The sequence below is a fragment of the Paucibacter sp. KCTC 42545 genome (assembly GCF_001477625.1).
In the GTDB taxonomy this organism is placed as follows: domain Bacteria; phylum Pseudomonadota; class Gammaproteobacteria; order Burkholderiales; family Burkholderiaceae_C; genus Paucibacter_A.
Genome location: NZ_CP013692.1, coordinates 3843947 through 3861892 on the forward strand (window position 1 = coordinate 3843947; position 17946 = coordinate 3861892).

At 65.7% G+C, this 17946-nt stretch carries 14 protein-coding genes; 8 read left to right on the forward strand and 6 right to left on the reverse strand.

What is annotated here, in order from left to right:
• The first annotated feature begins 107 nt into the window (after nt 1–107).
• Both AT984_RS16515 and AT984_RS16520 read left to right on the forward strand, forming a co-directional pair.
• Nucleotides 108–1868 carry an alkaline phosphatase D family protein gene (locus AT984_RS16515; protein ID WP_058721039.1) on the forward strand — a complete coding sequence of 587 codons (1761 nt, stop codon included), beginning with the start codon at nt 108–110 and terminating at the stop codon, nt 1866–1868.
• 128 nt (nt 1869–1996) lie between these two features.
• Complete coding sequence (locus AT984_RS16520) at nt 1997–3280, forward strand: 2-octaprenyl-6-methoxyphenyl hydroxylase (RefSeq protein ID WP_058721040.1); 1284 nt, start codon at nt 1997–1999, stop codon at nt 3278–3280.
• A gap of 2 nt (nt 3281–3282) precedes the next feature.
• Here AT984_RS16520 and AT984_RS16525 read toward each other — a convergent pair whose 3' ends face one another.
• The 4 genes from AT984_RS16525 to AT984_RS16540 all read right to left on the reverse strand — a co-directional run bounded on the left by AT984_RS16525 (nt 3283) and on the right by AT984_RS16540 (nt 9468).
• Nucleotides 3283–3621: a DUF2185 domain-containing protein gene (locus tag AT984_RS16525; protein WP_058721041.1), complete on the reverse strand. Its 339-nt coding sequence runs from the start codon at nt 3619–3621 to the stop codon at nt 3283–3285.
• 172 nt (nt 3622–3793) lie between these two features.
• Nucleotides 3794–4360, reverse strand: coding sequence for a hypothetical protein (locus AT984_RS16530; RefSeq protein WP_058721042.1), 567 nt, complete (start codon nt 4358–4360; stop codon nt 3794–3796).
• 35 nt (nt 4361–4395) lie between these two features.
• Nucleotides 4396–5229, reverse strand: coding sequence for a carbon-nitrogen hydrolase family protein (locus AT984_RS16535; RefSeq protein WP_058722393.1), 834 nt, complete (start codon nt 5227–5229; stop codon nt 4396–4398).
• 36 nt (nt 5230–5265) lie between these two features.
• Nucleotides 5266–9468: a YhdP family protein gene (locus AT984_RS16540; RefSeq protein WP_197418135.1), complete on the reverse strand. Its 4203-nt coding sequence runs from the start codon at nt 9466–9468 to the stop codon at nt 5266–5268.
• A 164-nt stretch (nt 9469–9632) separates the two neighbouring features.
• Here AT984_RS16540 and glnE point away from each other — a divergent pair, with 164 nt between their 5' ends.
• The 6 genes from glnE (at nt 9633) to AT984_RS16570 (ending at nt 16839) form a co-directional block, all read left to right on the forward strand.
• Complete coding sequence (gene glnE, locus AT984_RS16545; protein ID WP_058722395.1) at nt 9633–12392, forward strand: bifunctional [glutamate--ammonia ligase]-adenylyl-L-tyrosine phosphorylase/[glutamate--ammonia-ligase] adenylyltransferase; 2760 nt, start codon at nt 9633–9635, stop codon at nt 12390–12392.
• Nucleotides 12389–12994 (forward strand): rhombosortase, encoded by a 606-nt coding sequence (gene rrtA / locus AT984_RS16550; protein ID WP_197418136.1) that lies wholly within the window; start codon nt 12389–12391, stop codon nt 12992–12994. The genes glnE and rrtA overlap by 4 nt, the downstream gene beginning before the upstream one ends.
• Nucleotides 12984–13895 carry a DMT family transporter gene (locus AT984_RS16555; RefSeq protein WP_082680110.1) on the forward strand — a complete coding sequence of 304 codons (912 nt, stop codon included), beginning with the start codon at nt 12984–12986 and terminating at the stop codon, nt 13893–13895. Before rrtA ends, AT984_RS16555 begins: the two co-directional genes overlap by 11 nt.
• A 110-nt stretch (nt 13896–14005) precedes the next feature.
• Entirely contained in the window at nt 14006–14947 is a 942-nt protein-coding gene (locus AT984_RS16560) for a hypothetical protein (protein WP_156422065.1), read from the forward strand.
• Between the two features lie 115 nt (nt 14948–15062).
• Nucleotides 15063–15731 (forward strand): glutathione S-transferase family protein, encoded by a 669-nt coding sequence (locus AT984_RS16565; RefSeq protein ID WP_058721046.1) that lies wholly within the window; start codon nt 15063–15065, stop codon nt 15729–15731.
• A gap of 343 nt (nt 15732–16074) precedes the next feature.
• The gene (locus AT984_RS16570; protein WP_197418140.1) at nt 16075–16839 is read left to right on the forward strand and encodes a complement resistance protein TraT; all 765 of its coding nucleotides are present in this window, start codon (nt 16075–16077) and stop codon (nt 16837–16839) included.
• Nucleotides 16840–16925: 86 nt separating this feature from the next.
• Here AT984_RS16570 and AT984_RS23050 read toward each other — a convergent pair whose 3' ends face one another.
• Complete coding sequence (locus tag AT984_RS23050) at nt 16926–17084, reverse strand: hypothetical protein (RefSeq protein WP_156422066.1); 159 nt, start codon at nt 17082–17084, stop codon at nt 16926–16928.
• Between the two features lie 48 nt (nt 17085–17132).
• On the reverse strand, nt 17133–17927 hold the full coding sequence (locus AT984_RS16575) for a substrate-binding periplasmic protein (protein WP_058721048.1): 795 nt from the start codon (nt 17925–17927) through the stop codon (nt 17133–17135).
• Nucleotides 17928–17946 lie beyond the last annotated feature (19 nt).

Sequence of the window (17946 nt, forward strand, 5' to 3'; positions counted from 1 at the left end):
GTCACCTGCGCAAATCCGGCGGCTTGCCATTGCCCTGACCCTTGCCATCGGCTTGTCACAGTCGCTCCGCAGAATGACGCACCCTTGCAAAGCCCTCGCGCTCCCCGATGAAAAAGAATTCCCTGTCTTCGCTGGCCACTGGCCAGAACTTGCTGAAACCCAATCGCAGCGGCGCTGCCGCCCTGGGCCGCCGTGACTTCGTGCGCGGCACCGTGTTGATGTCGGCCGGTGTGGGCCTGAGCGGCTGCGGTGGCGGCAGCAATGTCCTGACCCCGGTCACCTTCACCCACGGCGTGGCCAGCGGCGACCCGCTGAGCGACCGCATCATCTTGTGGACCCGCGTGCAGCCGCAAGACAGCACGGACAAATCTGATGTCGCCCTGCGCTGGGAAATCGCCAGCGACGCCGACTTCAAGACCGTGGTCAATAGCGGCGACGCCAGCGCCAGCGCGGCCAGCGACTACACCGTCAAGGTCGACGCCACCGGCCTCAAGCCCGGCCAGCGCTACTGGTACCGCTTCACGTCCAACGGCCAGACCTCGGCCGTGGGCCGCAGCAAGACCCTGCCCGGAGCCGATGTCAGCCAGGTCAAGCTGGCCGTGTTCAGCTGCGCCAATTACCCGGCTGGCTACTTCAACGTCTACGCCGAGGCAGCCAAGAACGCCGAGCTGGACGCCGCCGTCTTCCTGGGCGACTACATCTACGAATATGGCCGCGGCGGCTATGCCAGCACGCAGGCAGCCGCCTTGGGCCGCGAGGTGCTGCCCGCTGGTGAAACCGTCGCCCTGGCCGACTACCGCCAGCGCTACGCCCAATACCGCAGCGACGCCGATCTGCAAGCCCTGCACGCCGCCATGCCCATGATTGCCGTTTGGGACGACCATGAGGTCTGCAACGACTCTTGGCTGAACGGCGCCGAGAACCACCAGCCCGGCACCGAAGGCGAGTACCAAGTCCGCAAAGCGATTGCCCAGCGCGTGTATCACGAGTGGATGCCCATCCGCCCGCAAGCCTCGCAGGCCCTGATCTACCGCAGCTTCAGCTTCGGCAAGCTGCTGGACCTGCATATGCTGGACACCCGCCTGGTCGGCCGCGACCAGCAGCTGGACTACGCCAACTACACAACTGCCGGCGGCTTCAACGCTGCCAAGTTCGGCGCCGATATGGCGGACGCCAAGCGTCAGCTGCTGGGCACGACGCAAACCGCCTGGCTGCAAGGCCAGCTGGCCGCCTCCACCGCCACCTGGCAGGTGCTGGGCCAGCAAGTGGTGATGGGCCGCATGAACATCCCCGCGCCGATTCTGTTCGGCGCCAGCAACCCGGCCGCCGGCGTGACGATGTCGCGCTACATCGAGATCGTCACCAAGGCCAAGACCGCGCCCGCCACCCTGACCGCCGCCGAACAAGCCGTGCTGGCCCAGCCCAGCATCCCCTACAACCTGGATGCCTGGGACGGCTACGCCGTGGCGCGCGAGACGGTGCTGGCCACCGCCCGCCAGTTGAACAAGAACCTGGTCGTGCTGTCCGGCGACACCCACAACGCCTGGGCCAATGATCTGCAAGACCTGGCCGGCAACCAGGTCGGCGTGGAGTTCGCCACCTCCAGCGTCACCTCGCCCGGCTTTGAGGAATACCTGCCCAAGGAAAAGCCCGCCGTGCTGGCCGCTGCGCTCACCGAGCTGATCGGCCCGCTGCAGTACTGCGACACCTCACGCCGCGGTTTCATGGTCCTGACGGCCAACGCCAGCGAGTGCCGCGCCGACTGGGTCTATGTCAGCACCATCACCAGCCGCAGCTACACCGCCAGCGTCGATAAGTCGATGAAGGTCTTGCCCGGCGCGGCACAGCGCAAGCTGACCGCCGTCTGAGGCGAGCTCAGCGGAAGCTGCAGTAAGAAGTGGCGGCCAGGGTGGGCCGCTATAGTGCTGGGCAAGCGGGTTCGGTCGGCACCGAGCCCGCAATTCCCTCTGCTGTAGCCCCTCCCGCCCTTCCCCCTATGTTCACCCTGCACGATTCCGACGCTAACGCCGCCGAACTCAAGCTCGCCGTGGTCGGCGCCGGCCCGGCAGGCTTGGCCCTGGCCCTGCTGGCCGCGCAACTGCTGCCGCAAGCGCGCATCAGCCTGTTCGACGCCCGGCCGCTGGAGCGCGACGTTTCGGGCGACCCGCGCACCCTGGCGCTGGCCCTGGGCAGCGTGCAGCTGCTGCAAAGGCTGGGGGTCTGGGATGCCACCCAAGCGCAGGCGATTGCCCAAGTGCGGGTCAGCCAAGCACCACCGACCTTGCAACACCCCGTCTTCGGTAGCTCGCAAGAGCCTGAAGTGCTGATCAGCGCGGCCGAGCAAGGCGTGGCCCAGCTGGGCGCCGTGCTCAGCTACGGCCAGCTGGTGGCGCCCATGCAAGCCGCCTGGCAGGCCCGCGTGGAGCGCGAGCCCCAGCGCCTGTTCAGCCATTTCGGCGCGCCGGTGCAAGGCATCAAGCCCCTGGCTGATGCAGGTGTGGAAGTGGATGCCGGCATTGCCGAGCGCTTCGACCTGGCCGTGGTGGCCGAGGGCGGCGTGTTCTCCGATCAAGCCCGCAAGGCCATCACCCACGACTATCAACAAAACGCCTGGGTCGGCACCGTGACCCTGGCCGACGACAGCCCCGCCGGCGTCGCCTACGAGCGCTTCACCCGCAATGGCCCACTGGCCTTGCTGCCCTTGAAGCCGCTCACCACTAACGGACAAACCCAGCGGCGCGCCGCCTTGGTGTGGTGCATGCCCAAGGCCGAAGATGAGGTGGCGGGCTTGAGCGACGCGCAGCGCCTGCTGGTGATTCAACACCTCTTGCCCGCCTCGGTGGGTCAGCTGCAAGCCATCAGCCCCCTGAAGTGTTTTGCGCTCGGCCTGAATGCCGAACGCAGCTTGGTGGACGGCTGCACCGTGCGCATCGGCAATGCCGCGCAGACCCTGCACCCTGTGGCGGGCCAAGGCCTCAACTTGGGCCTGCGCGATGCCTATGCCTTGGTGGAGGCGTTGCGCCGCGCTGCGGCCAACAACTCCTCCGGCGACCCGGTCAGCAACAAGGCCAGCTTGGTGCAAGCAGCGTTGAGACAAGTGGAATGGAGCCGTGCACCGGACCGCTGGACCACCATCGCCGCCACCGACTTCCTGGCCAAAACCTTCGCCTGGCGCTGGCCCGGCCTGCCCCTGGCCCGCGGCCTGGCCCTGGCTGCGCTGCAAGCGCTGCCGCCGCTGAAGCGCACCGTGGCGCGCAGCATGATGTTCGGGCGGCGCTAGGCCTAGTCCTCTTCCGCGATCACGAACTTCTTGTTGCCGGCGGGCTTTTCGAAAGCGCTGCCGACCGGGGCGTCGAGGTAATCCACGATGCTGGGGTCGTAGTTGGCAATGGTGTTGACGTCGTAGACACCCAGGTTTTTGGCGTCATCGACATAGTCGTCCGTTTCCTCGCCGGAGAAAAAAGCCCAGCCGCTGTCGTTCGCGTCACGCGGGGCCTCGCGGTACATGAAACGCACCGGCAGGCCTTGCACGGTGATCATGTCGGTGGCGACGCAGGCGCCGCGGCCGGGGGCCAGCGGCTTGATGTTCTCGGCGGCAATCTTGAATGACTTGGTGGACATACGTTTTGACCTACTGAAAATTGGGCGTGAATGCCAGATGGGTGTGCGTGATGAGGCTGGCGCAGAAGGCTAGTTGACTGGATGGCAGGCTGAACTGAAGCTGATCAGGGGCTGGCGCCCCCCCCGCCGCCAAACAATCTGGCCGCAACGATAGCGCTGTGAGCACTGGCACTCAATTCCAGCCGATCTCCATCAACTCCCGCACCATGACTTCCACATTGCGGCGCACCGCGCCTTCGCTGGCGAGGCGGGTGCGGTCGTTGATGTCGAGCATGCTTTCGGTGAAGTTCACCGTGTGAACCGTGCGCAGGCGGTGTTGGTAGACCACTTTGTCGTCGACCTGGCGGTCGATCAGGCTGTATTCGATGGTGACCGAAACCTTCATCGTCAGCGCCACCATGGGCTGATCCAGTTCGATCAGCTTGGCCGTCAAGGTGTAGCGGCCGCCGCCAGGCACATTGGTGAGCAGGCCCAGAGCACGCAGCGATTCATCGATGCTTTGCTCCAGCATGCTGTTGCTGATGCGTGAGCCCCAGAAACGGCCGGTGGCCTCACCACCGGTGACCGGGGCCAGCACCATCTGCCCTTTCAGGCCGGGCGGAATCCAAGAGCGCATTTGCAGCACATCGGCCGGGGTGATGCGCATGCCCGGTGCATCGGCCGGGGTGCCGCAACCGGCGAGCATCAATAGCGGGAGCAGCGCCAACAGAAAAGCACCAAGCCAGGTTTTGAACTGCATTACCGCTTCACTCCTCAATGAGCAGAACTCAAGGCCTACAGGCGCCGGTGCGTCAGGGCCGGCAGTTGCTGGCGCACGCTGCGCAGGCGCTCCAGATCCAGCGTGGCCATGGCCAGGCCTTCGCCCTCGGGCAGGCAGGCTAGCACCTCGCCCCAGGGGTCGATCACCATGCTGTGACCCCAGGTTCTGCGGCCATTTTGATGCGTGCCACCCTGGGCCGGTGCGATGACAAAGGCCTGGTTTTCGACCGCTCGCGCGCGCAGCAGCAGCTCCCAATGCGCCTGGCCGGTGATGTAGGTGAAGGCGGCGGGCACAGCGAACAAATCGCAAGGCGGCTGCGCGGGGTCGGCAAAACTCATGGCCCGATACAGCTCGGGGAAGCGCAGGTCGTAGCAAACGCTCAGGCCCACTTTGAGGGCTTGGCCGTCAATGTCGGCCACAAAAGTCGTGGGCTGCTCGCCGGCTTCCAGCACGCGGCCTTCGTCATAGCTCTCACTGCCGTTGTCGAAGCGGAACAGGTGAATCTTGTCGTAGCGGGCGGCCAGCTTGCCGTCGGGCGCGTAGACGCAGCTGGCATTGCGCACCCGCGCAGGCGTGGCGGCATGCACAGGCAAGGTGCCGCCAATCAGCCACAGGCCGAGCTCGGCCGCGGTCTGGCTGAGCATGGCCTGGATCGGTGCGGCGGCGTCCTGAAAGCTTTCGGCAATGCCGAGCTTGTCGCTGTCCTGCAAGCCCATCAGACAGAAGTATTCCGGCAGCGCGGCCAGCTGCGCGCCTTGCGCGGCGGCGGCCTGCAGCCAGTGGCGGGCGCGCGCCAGGTTGTGGGCCACATCGGGGGTGGACACCATCTGAATGGCCGCCACCTTGATCGTCTTGCTCATCAGCTACTCCTTCGAATTCATCGCTCACTTGCCGGCCGGGGCCGAGGCCGGCGCACTGGCCGCAGCGGCTGGTTGGGCGGGAACGGCAATGCGCTCCATTTTGTCCACCTTGGGGGCATCCCAGCTGCCGGTGATGTGGAACTCCCGCGTGCCGGCCGCTTCCATCGGCCGGCTCAGAATCAATTGGGCCAGAAAAGCCCCCAGTCCAATGGCCGGATTGATGGCCGCGTAAGCCAGCGAGGCGCCGCCCATGCTCACCTCGGGCACCACCAGCACGCGCAGATTTTGCGTCTCAGCGGCCAGATCGGCGCGGCCTTCCACCGCCACGGTGGCTTGCAAGCCACGCATGCGTAGATTGCTGCTGCTGGCAACGCCTTTGTCGATGCTGACATCGCCACTCACGCCGTCAAAGGTGAAACCCTCGGAAAACACATCGCGGAAGTCGAGCAAAAAGCGGCGCGGCAGCGATTGCAGGCTCAACACGCCCAGCAAACGGCCCACGCCCGGCTCGGCATTGAGGAACTGGCCGGAAGCCAGGGTCAGCTTGAGCTGGCCATTCATGCTGGCGAAATCGGGGGACAAGGGCGAACCCAGCCAGCCCAGCTGGCCGGCCATCTGCCCCTTGCCACCGCGCAAGACCTGACCCTCGCCCATGCGCTCGAGCACACCGCCGGCGTCGGCAATATCGAGCTGCCAGTCGAGCTGGGTGCGGCGTTGCGCGGCACTAGGTTCCGCCAGCCAGTGGCCGGTGGCGTTGAGCACCGCGTCGGTCGATTTGAGCTGCAGTTTGGTGAGGCGCCAATCACGCTGCGGGCCGCTGGCCTGAGCCTGCACTTCCAGGCGGCCCAGGCGCTTACCGCGCAGCTCGAAGTCCTCCACCACGATGTCCAGCGCCGGTGGGGCGCTGCTGCCGGCCTTGCTCTCCGCCGGCGCTTTCTCCAGCAGCTGGGTGACCGAATCAGCCGCCTGTTTGGGCAGGGACAAACGGCTGAGCCGCGCAAACACCTGGCTGCTGGCTTGGGCGCCGCGCAGCTCGATCACGCCGCTGAGCTGCTCGGCGTCCAGCGCAAAGCGCCAGCCCTCGCCGTCCAGCTTAGCAATGCCGGCTGCCACCTTGTTCAGGGTGCGGCCTGCGACTTGCAGGTTTTGCACACGCAAGCTGGCTTGCTTGGGCAGGTAGCAGCTGTCGGCCGTGGCCGCGCCCTCAGTCGCTCCACCTGCGGAGCCGGCGCCATTGCCGCCCAGCAAGCGCTGCTGCAGCGCGCTCCAGGCATCAAGATTGAGGCTGTCCAGCGTGCCCGTCATCAACACGCCGCTGGCGGGCAAGGCGGGCAGCTTGTCTTGCAAGCTGAGCGCGCCGCGCAGCACGCGGGCGGGCTGCACGCTGATGTCGCGCTGGTACAGGGCCTGCAAGGTATTGCCCAGCTCCAGACGTAACTCGTCCCGCTGACCTTGAGCGTTAGTGCTGGTTTCAAAGCGCAGTGGCAAGCTGGCTTCAGCCTCCTTGCGCAGCGGCGCGGGCAGGTTCAGGGCCAGGCCTTGCAAGGAGCTGCTGAGCTTGACGTCGGCATGGCCTTGCTGAATCGCCACCGCCAGGCGGTAGCCCATCTGGCCGCTGGCGGCCTGGGCCAAGCGCGCAAGGCCACCCAACTCGGGCGCGCGGCGCAAGCCCTCGGCGCTGGCCTGACCTTGGGCGCTGAAGGCCAGGGCGCCGGCATTGGCCGCGCCGGGCACGCTGCCGCCTTCGAGGTTGATTTCGCCCCCCAACGCCTGGGCTCGGGCGCCGATCAGCTTGACGCTGCTTTGGTCGAACTCAATCCGACCACGGGCATTGCTGAGCAGCGGGATCTCCGGTCGGATACGCAGCTCATTGCCCAAAAGCTGCACCGTGCCCTTGACCTGGTTGTGGGCCAGGTCGAGCAAAGGCAGCTTGAGCGCCAGCTTCAGGCTGCTGGGGCCGCTGGCCTGGGAGGGGCTCAGGGCCGCGCCGGTCCAGTCTTCCAGCGAGGTCTGGCGCATATAGCGCAGCAACTCGCCGGCCGGGCCACGGCCGTTGCCGTCCAGCTCCAGCACGCGGGCATGTGCCAGGTCCTTGATGCCGCCGTTCACGCTATTGAGTTCGTAGCCCAGGATCTGGCCTCGCCCCCCTTTGATCTGCATGCCACCGCGATCGAAGATCAGCTCGGCCTGCGCATGCAAAATCGGCGGCCAAGCATGGGCCGGAGCCGGAGCGCCCTCGGGCAGCGGGTCGGCGGGGGCGTAATCCAGCTCGACATCGCGGGCCTGCGTGCTGATGCGGAACAGGCCGTTGCGGCCCTTGTCAAAGGGGAACTCATCCAGCGCGCCGCGCAGACGGAACTGCACATTGCGGGCTTCGCCGCCGCGCAAGGCGCGCTGCAAATAGCTGTGGGTGTGCTCGCCCGCCGCCAGCGGCAGATAGGCGCGCACCCGGGTGGCATCGATGCGCTCAATAGAACCGCTCAGATCCAAATGGCCCGGGAAGCGCGGCTCGGCATTGGTCTTGCCGCTGCGCCAGGTGGCGTTGAACTCGCCCTTGGCGTCGGGGGTCTGCAGCTTCAGCCCGCCCAGCTTGACCTCGATCTGCTCAAACTGCCCCGGCGCGCTGCTGTCGATGCGCCAGTCCAGCGCGGTGCTCAGGCGCTTGAGCGGAACGACTCGCTCGGGCAGCACGCCGGGCAAGTCCAGCTCGCCTTCGTCAAAACTCAGCTTGGCTTTGCCGCCGCGCTCGTTGGCGTCGACTTGCAGGCTGGCCCCGCGCAGGCCCGGCCGGCCCACCGGGTGGGCGCCCTCGCCCTGAACCGGCCCCGCACTCAGGCTCAGGCCATCGATCTGGCCTTTAACGCGGTAGCTGCGGGGCGCTTCCAGCGGGCCTTGCCAGCGCGCGTTGAGCTGGCTCAGCACGCCTTGGGGCGCCACCTCGGCCAGCCATTGCCGCGCCGCCTCGCCCACCGGCAAGCTGCCGGCGAGCTGGGCCATCAGGGCCAGATCCAGGCGCTCGGCGCTCAGCTCGCCACCCAGGGGCGTGCTCAGCTCGGTGCTGAAGGGGCTGCTGTCCGCGAGATCGGCGGGTTCAGCATGACCAATCTGGGCGGCCCGGCCCAGAGTCGGCGCGGGCAGCTGCAAGGCGATACGCCAGTCGGAGCGCGGCCAGCTGACACCATCGCCGCTGATAAAGCCCAGCTGCTTGGCGCTGAGCGACAGCTCGTTCTTCTGCCGCTGCAATTGCAAGCGCCCCTGCACCTGCGCCAACTCCAGCATCGGCGCCTGGGCGCCCAGGCGCAGCTTGACACTGTTCAGGCCGAGGTCGGCAGTGACGGCTTGCGGCAGGCCCGCCTTGATGTCCACCCAGGCGCGCAGGGCGCCGTCGCCCTCGCTCAGCTCAAAAGGCAGGTTCACATGCTGGCGCAGCTGGCGCATATCGGCCTGCGGCAGGTCGATGTAGAGCTGGCCGCTCCAGGCTTTGAAATCACCCGGCCGCTTCAGCAAGGGCCGGTTGAACTTGCCTTGCAGGCTGAAGCGCTGGCCCCAATCGGCGGGTGGCGTGGCATCCAAGCGCATCTGGTGCTGGTGCAGGCCGTTGCGCAGCACCAGATTCAGGGCGGAAAGCTCCAGCGGCGGCGCGGCGCGGCGCTCATCAATCCAGCGAACCCGGCCGTTCAGGATCACAAACTCGTGCTGCACCAGCAGCCAATCGGCCCAGGCGCCCGCCAGGTCGGCCGTCTCGGGGCTTTGCACCGCATCGCTGAGGCTCAGGCCGGCCACAAAGATATGGCCTTGCGCGTCGCGGCGCACCACCATCTGCGGCGCATCGATCAGCAGCTGTTCGAAACGTAATTCCAGCGCCAGCAGCGAGCGCGCCGACAGCGCCGCCGCCACCTTGGGCAGGCGCAGCGCCTCGCGCCCCTGCGGGTCCAGCAAGACCACCTGGCGCATTTCCACGGCCGGGATCCAGCCGCCCGACGTGACGCTGATCTGGCCGATGCGCAATTGCACCCCCAGCTGCGCCGAGGCCTTTCGCTCGAGCGCGCCACGCCAGTCATCGATGTGCGGCAGAATCGCCCAATGCAAGACCAGCCACGCCGCCAGCAGCAGGCTCCACAGAAACAGGGTCAGGATCAAGGCCCAACGCGCCAGCCGCAGGCCTAAGCGCATGGGTTTTTTGATCCAGTGGCCCCGTTTGGCGCTCAGCGTTGCAAGAAAAGACATTGAAGAGGAGCGCTCACCGTGGAGAGTTGTCGTGATGATGAATCCGCTGAGCTGGGGCTGGCGCCTGCACGGCAAGGCCATACCCTGGGGAATCTAGCACAGCCCACCCCCCGCAGCCCTTGGGCTGGCGTGACAAAAAGCCCGATAGCCGCCGCCATTTCGCCATGACCGATTGTCAATTTCCTGCCCCCGCCTCGGACTCTCCCGCACCCGCCCTGCCCGCCAGTGCGGCGCATAGCCGCTTTGTTCAGCGCGTGCGGCGCCGCTATGCGAACGAGTTAGCCCTGCTGCCCGCCGGCCAGCCGGACCGCGCCGCCATCGCCACGCTAGTAGAAACCCTTGCAAACCAAGGTCGGCCGCTGGCCAGCAGCCTGAGGGTGGCCCGCCACTTGGTGCTGGAGCGCCTGGCCGTGCTGGACGTGGAAGAACAAGCGCCGATGCATGTCATCACCGAGGCCATGACCCATCTGGCCGAAGTGACGCTATGCCTGGCGCTGACGGCAGCCCGCGCCGAGCAAGACGCCATCAACGGCGTGCCCCGCAACGAGCAGGGCGAGGTGATCGAGTTCTGGGTGCTGGGCATGGGCAAGCTGGGCGCGCGCGAGCTCAATGTGTCTTCCGACATCGACCTGATTTACGTTTACGAGGACGAAGGCCACACCGACGGCCCGCGCCCTGTCAGCGCGCATGAATACTTCGGCCAGGTGGCCAAGCGCTTGTATGCGCTGATCGGCGAAGTCACCGATGACGGCCAAGTCTTCCGCGTGGACCTGGCGCTGCGGCCCAATGGCAACTCCGGCCCGGCCGCCGTCAGCATGGCGATGCTGGAAGAGTATTTCCTGATCCAGGGCCGCGAATGGGAGCGCTTCGCCTGGCTGAAGAGCCGGGTGGTGGCACCGTTAAAAAGCGTACAAAACGGCCGCGCCCTCGCGCTGCGCTCACTGGTGACGCCTTTCGTCTACCGCCGCTACCTCGATTACGGCGTGTTCGAGGGCCTGCGGCAATTGCACCGCAAGATCCGCGAGGAAGCGCAGCGCCGCGCCGCCGGCCGGCCCGAACGCGCCAACGATGTGAAGCTCTCGCGCGGCGGCATCCGTGAAATTGAGTTCACCGTGCAGCTGCTGCAAGTGGTGCGCGGCGGGCATTTCCCCGAGATACGCACCCGCTCCACCCTGAAGGCGCTGGAAAAGCTGGCCGCCGGCGGGCTGATGAAGGCCGAGACCGCGGCCAAGCTGGCCGAGGCTTACATCTTCCTGCGCCGCGTCGAGCACCGCATTCAATTCCTGGACGACCAGCAAACCCACTGCCTGCCGGGCGGCGACGAAGACCTGGCCTGGATCGCCCGCAGCATGGGCCTCGTCTGCAGCCGTGAAGCTTGCGAGTTACTTGATCGGCTCTGCGAGGTGCGCGAGATCGTCGCCACCGAGTTCGACTCACTCCTGCACGACGGCAACACCCCCGGCGGCCCAGGCGGCTGCAAAGGCTGCGGCGGCCCGCCGCTGAGTGTGGACAGCGAAGACTTCCTGGCCAAGCTACAACCCGAGCTGGCCAGCGCCGTGCGCCGCTGGGCCGCGCAAGACCGGGTGCAAAACCTGCGCGAAGAATCGCGCCAGCGCCTGGCCAAGCTGGTGGGCCGCGCCGCCCTGGCGGTGCGCGACGAGGGCTGCACCCTGGACGCCGCCCTGCGCTTCATCGATTGGATGGAGCCCTTGCTGCGGCGCGAAAGCTATTTGGCCCTGCTGGTGGAGCGGCCGGCGGTGCAGACTCGCTTGCTGCGCCTGCTGGGGCTGGCGCGCTGGCCAATGCGCTATTTGATGCTGCACCCCGGTGTGATCGACGAGCTGGCCGACAACCGCTTGCTGGGCGAGCGCTTTGACGGCGCCACCTTTGTGAGCGAGATGCAAGAGCGCTTCGAGGCCTGGGGCCGCAGCGGCGAAGCCGATGAAGAAGCCTTGCTCGACAGCCTGCGCCGCGCCCACCAAAGCGAGGTGTTCCGCACCCTGGTGCGCGATGTGGAGCAGAAGATCACCGTCGAACAAGTGGCGGATGAACTCTCCGCACTGGCCGACGCAATTCTGCAATGCACCATCCGCTGGGCCTGGCTGCGCCACAAGCAGGCACACCGGCCCGAGCCGCGCTTTGCCGTCATTGCCTACGGCAAGCTGGGCGGCAAGGAGCTGGGCTATGGCGGCGACCTCGACGTGGTCTTCCTGTTCGACGACGAGGACGAGAGCGCGCCCGACGTCTACGGCGCCTTTGTGCGCAAGCTGATCACCTGGCTGACCGTGCGCACCTCGGCCGGCGGCCTGTTCGACATCGACACCGCGCTGCGGCCCAATGGCAATTCGGGCCTGCTGGTCACATCGCTGGCCAGCTTCAGCAAATACCAAACCGGGCGCGGCAGCAATACCGCCTGGACCTGGGAGCATCAAGCCATCACCCGCGCCCGCTGGTGCGCCGGCGACCCGCAGCTGCTGGCCGGCTTTGACGAAGTGCGCCGCCAGGTGCTGACCGCCCCGCGCGACCACGCCGCCCTGCGCGACGAGGTGCAAGCCATGCGCGAGAAGGTGCGCGCCGGCCACCCCGTGCGGGCCGGCAAATGGGACTTGAAGCACAGCCCCGGCGGCATGATGGATGCGGAGTTCGCGCTGCAATACCTGATCCTGGCGCATGCCGGCGAGCACCCCGACTTGATCCCCAACCTGGGCGTGATCGCACTCTTGCAGCGCGCCGAGGCCGCCGGCCTGCTGCCCGCCGAGGTTGGCAAGCGCGCGGCCGATGCCTACCGCGAACTGCGCCGCGCCCAACATCGTGCCCGCCTGGACGAGCAGCCCACCGCCGTGGATGCCGAGACCCTGGCCACCAGCGGCCTGCTGCCGCAGCGTGATGCGGTGCTGGCGCTGTGGCGCGCTGTGTTTCCTTGAAAAGCAGTCATGGCGCTTGGGGCTGGCTGGGCTTGAGCGCCATCCTGGCGCTGGGCTCGCTGCTGGTCTGGACCCAAGCCACTGAGCGTTGGGACTGGCAGCCAGCCCTGCTTTGGCAAGAACCCTGGCGCGCCTGCACCGCCGTGTTCGTGCACTGGAGCCGCCAGCATCTGCTGGCCAATCTGGGCGCTTGCGCCGTGGTGGCCTGGTTTGGCTGGGCCGCGCGCGTGCCGCCGCGTGCCCTGCTGGCCTACGCACTGGCCTGGCCGCTGACGCAATGGGGCTTGCTCATGCAGCCGGGCTTGCTGCATTACGGCGGCCTGTCGGGCTATTTGCATGCCGGTGTGGCAGTGGTGCTGGTGGAGCTGGTGTGCGGCCCCGGCGCCAGCACCCGGCTGCGCCGGGTTGGCCTGGCCGTCACCCTGGGCCTGATCATCAAACTGATTTCCGAAGACCCCTGGGGGCCGCCGCTGCGTCAGCTGGCCGACTGGGATATTGCCGTGGCGCCCTTTGCCCACCTCAGCGGCGCCGTCGCAGGCGGCCTGTGTGCGGCCCTGCTCCTCCTTTTCACTCAAGCCAATCAACGCCGCCGTGCCCGATAGAAAAACAGAACTAGATCGCTTTGCCATTTCCTGCCTGCTGCTGTGCTGCATGTTGTGGGGCTTGAATCAGGTGGCCGCGAAGTCGGGCCTGAGCGAGATCGGCCCGCTGTGGCAGGCAGGGCTGCGCTCGCTCGGCGCGGCCGCGCTGGTCGGGCTGTGGGCGCTGTGGCGCGGCATCCCGCTGTTTGGCCGTGACGGCACGCTGCCTGGCGGCTTGCTGACCGGCACCTTGTTCGGCCTGGAGTTCGCCTGCATCTTCCTGGGCCTGCAATACACCAGCGCCTCGCGCATGGTGGTCTTCCTCTATCTCAGCCCCTTTGTGGTGGCGCTGGGCATGCCCTTCATTGCCCGCAGCGAGCGCCTGAATCTGCGCCAGATCGGCGGCCTGCTGCTGGCCTTTGCGGCAGTCGCCTGGGCATTTGCCGAAGGCTTTGGCCAGCGCAGTGGCGCGCCCCTGCAGTGGCTGGGCGATGGCCTGAGCGTGCTGGCGGCGGTGTTCTGGGCCGGCACCACGTTGTGCATACGCGCCAGCCGCTTATCCAGCGCCAGCGCTGAGAAAACCCTGCTCTACCAGCTGGGCGTGTCGGGCCTGGGCCTGTGTGCCGGCGCGTTGCTGATGGGCGAGGCACTGCCGATGGTCTGGTCGGCGCGGCTAGGTGGACTGATGTTCTTCCAGACCGTGATCGTCAGCGCCTTCAGCTATCTGCTGTGGTTTTGGATGATTCGCCATTACCCCGCCACCCGCCTGGCCAGCTTCACCCTGGCCACGCCGCTGTTCGGTTTGCTGGCCGGCGCCTGGCTGCTGGGCGAGCCCATCACGCCGCGGCTGTGGCTGGCTTTGCTGGCCCTGGCAGCGGGCGTGGCTTTGGTCAACGGGCGCAGGACGGGCGCCAAGGCCTGAAGCACGATTAGAGATTTATGTCAGTCTGGTGACGGGTCATGCGGGCAGACTAGTAGGATGACGGGGTCGCGATTGGCGGCCAAATTTACGCACTCCTCCGTTTCCCGATTTTGACCCGCGTTCTCGACACTGCTGCCGCCCTTTGCCCCAGCTCCGCCTCGCAGGCCTTGACCCGCCGCGCCTGCATGCGTGACTGCTTGGGCGCCGCCCTGGGCTTGGCCAATTGGTGGCCCGCCTTGGGCGCCTCATCTGCCTGGGCCGCCGAGGCCGTTCAGGCCGCAGGCGCAGCCGATGTGATGGCCGACCTGCAACGCTTTCTCGGGTCGCGCAGCCCCTTGGACATTCAGGACTTCGGCGGCCCCTTCTCGCGCCGCGATGTGGTCGAAGCGGTGTTGCTACACCAGGCCCTGCACCGTGGCGGCTGGACGCAGGCACTGCAATTCCAGGACATGCCCTCCGGTGAGCGCTTGCTGCGTGAAATCAGCAGCGGCAAGCTGATCTGCAGCGCCACCACTTACTGGAGCCAAGACATCGCCGGCGCGGAAGATGGCACGCTGCTGAGCCTGCCCATGATCGGCGTGGGCGAGTTTGAGGCCGGCCTGTACACCGTGCCCAGCAACACGCGTGCGCTGGCGGCCAAGAGCGCTGCCGATGTGCGGGCCTTGAGCGTGGTATCCAACCGCAATTGGGCGGTTGATTGGCAAACGCTGGAGGCGCTCGGCTTTCGGCAGCGCCACCATGTCACCAACTGGGAGCTGATGCCGCGCATGGTGGCAGCCGGGCGGGCGGACTTTCTGCTGGCGCCGTTCCAGAACAGCGCGGATCTGTCCCTGCAGGTGAACGGTGTGCGCCTGCAGCCCATCCCCGGCTTCAAAGTCAGCTTGCAGGGCACGCGGCACTACCTGATCGCACGCAAGCACCCGCAAGGCATGGCCCTGCTGGGCGCACTCAACAGCGGCTTGCAGCAACTGCGCGCCCAGGGCGTGATTCACAACGCCTATCAGCAATCGGGCTTCTTCAACCCCAAGGTGCGGGGCTGGCAAAAGCTTTAAGAACTTATCCGTCAATAGCCGGGGTCGGCGTCCCGAAAGGCTTGTCACCCGCGCGCCAGCCTGGCTCGCAGGCCCGCCGTAGACTGCGACCTTTCCACCTTGCGGCGCATTCATCATGACGATCAAACTCTGCGGCTTTTCGCTCAGCAACTACTACAACAAGGTCAAGCTGGTCTTGCTGGAGAAGGGTATTCCCTTCGAGGAAGAGCTGGTGATGACGCATTCCCACGACGAGGCCGTGCTGAGCTGCACGCCGCTGGGCAAGGTGCCTTTCATCCGCACGCCGCAAGGCGCTTTGTGCGAGAGCCAGGTGATTCTGGACTACCTGGAAGCCGCTTACCCGCAGCCCGCCCTGCTGCCCGCCGACCCGTTTCAGGCCGCCAAACAGCGCGAGCTGATCAGCTTCATCGAGCTGCATCTGGAACTGGTGGCGCGTGAGCTTTACGCCCAAGCCTTCTTCGGCGGCACGGTCAGCGAAGGCACGCAAGCCCGCGTGCGCAAGCAGCTCAGCAAGAACATCGCCGGCTTCAAGCGCCTGGCCAAATTCGCACCCTATGTGGGTGGCGACAGCTTCGGCATGGCCGACTGCGCCGCCTGGGTCAGCCTGCCCCTGGTCGCGCAGGCCAGCAAGCTGGTGCTGGGCGAAGACATGCTGGCCGCCGCCGGCGTGGACTGGAAGAGCTATGCCAAGCTGGTTGGCGAGCGCCCCATGGCGCAGAAAGTCGCGGCCGACCGCAAAGCGGACCAGGAGCGCATTGCGGCGCTGAAGGCACAGGCAAGCTGAGCTGAACCGAGTTCAGCTGAATTGAGTTGTGCCGGCTGGCGCCCAGGGCAAACACCTGGCGCCAGCCCCGCCAAGGCCTCGGGAGAGGCGACCAAACATCGGCTCACCTAGCCCCAAGGGCTTGTTGCTGACTCACCGCAAGCCCAGGCCATGCCGTGGCCTTCGCCGAGAACTACTTCACGCGCGCCGCGGTCAGTTCATCACCGACGTTAGCTCGGCTTGATACGCTCAAGCTCACAACACGTAACAAATAGTGATACCCCCCATCGGCGACGGTAATTCGGTTGCTGTTTCGGCTTATTGAGCGACTTGCTCTGCTACTTTGATCCATTGGAGAAATATTTTGAGAATCAATTTCCGTACCTCGATGCTCGTCCTTGCTGTGACCGCAACCGTGGCCGTCTTCTCAGGCTGCGCAGCGACGCAAACTGCTATTGCAAAGCGCGACCTCGATGTCCAGACCAAGATGTCCTCCACTATCTTCCTCGACCCTGTTTCACCAGCACAGCAGACCGTTTACGTTCAAGTGCGCAACACCAGCGACAAGCAAGACCTCGACATTGCCTCTGATGTGATCGCCGCCGTGCAGTCCAAGGGATTCCGGGTTGTCCAAGACCCCAAGCAAGCCCATTTCTATTTGCAGGCGAATGTGCTGCAAGTCGGTAAAACCGATCCCACGGCAATCCAGCAGCAACTCGGCGGCGGTTTCGGCGCCGGTTTGTCTGGCGCGGCTGTCGGCTTGGCTGCATCCAGCCTAATGGGCGGCTCTGGCGGCCCCTCCGGCCGCACAATGGCAGGCATGGGCCTGCTGGGCGGGGTTACTGAGGTCGTGGCTGGCTCGTTGGTCAAAGACGTGTACTTCTCCATCGTCACCGATATTCAAATCAAGGAACGCCTGCCCGAGGGCAAGAAGGCGACGCTGAACAGCCAGCACAACAATAAGCAGGGCACAAGTGGCAGCGAGACCGTGAACTACTCCGATGCAGTGGACATGAAGACCTACCAGACCCGCATCGTTTCAATGGCCAACAAGATGAACCTGGAATTCGCTGAAGCAGCCCCGGCCTTGCGTGCAGGACTGACGCGAGCAATCGCCGGCGCTTTCTAATCAAGCGTTGAGCGCTATGCTCAACAAATAGCAAGCAAAGCCATCCTCTACGGGATGGCTTTTTTGTACCTGAGTAGGCTTCTACTTCAGTCAGGCCTGCCAATCCGATCCAAGAGCAACTGCTTGCAGTTGTTGGCCATATTGATGGCCTGTTCAGCGAAGAGACGTTGCGTCAAGCAATAGTCAAAGCCATTGCCGATGGAGTCGACAGGCCTTGCGCTGTCGCCTTCGCGAGATTTCTTCATCAAGGCCCATGTTCTCGGCGCATTGAGTTGCGAGTTTCGCCCGCTTTTTCACTGCCAGCGGTACTGCTGCTCCGCGGCGAAGCGCTTGAGCGCCTCGTTCAGCAGCTTCGCTGGCACGCCCTGGCGGATGAGTTCGGCCAGCTTGGCATTCATTGGCGCCGCCAAGCTGTTGCAGGGCGAATCCTTGCTGAAGGCGAAGTGAATGCTGCCCGTGCTGATCGGGGGCTGCAGCGCCACGATGCCGGTCAAGTCCTTGTCCGGGCTATTCGATAAGTACGCGCGGCCCAGATACTCGCCGGTGACGAAATAGTCGATGCGGCCCAAAGACAGCTTCTTGAAGTTGTTGACCATATTGACGGCCTCTTCAACGGAGAGGTGTTGCTTCAGGTATTCATCAAAGCCATTGCCGAACGAGTCGCCCCGGCTGACGCCGCCGCGAAAGTTTTTCATCAAGGCCCAGTCAGCCGTCTTGAGTTGACTGTCCTTCAGCGCAAACACCACGATGCTGTTGGCAAAAGCCGGTGCGGCGAAGAAATTGAGGTATTTCTCGCGCTCCGGCGTCACGCGCAGGCTCAAGAGCAAGTCAATCTGGCCGCGTTCAGCCATGGCCAGGGTGCGCACCCAGGGCACGATCACGGGCTTGAGTACGATGCCCGCCGGCACCAGCATTTCCAGCAAGTCCTTGCTGGCCCCTCGATAACTGCCCCCATCGCTGGTCCAGCTATAGGGCGGGTAGTTCGCGTTGGCCGCATAGCTGAGCTCGGTGCAGCCGCTCGCCTGGCAGGCAAGCGCCATCACGGCCAGCGTGATGGCGATGAGCCATTTGACTTTTTTTGACCGCATGGGGCTGTGGGCAAGTCGT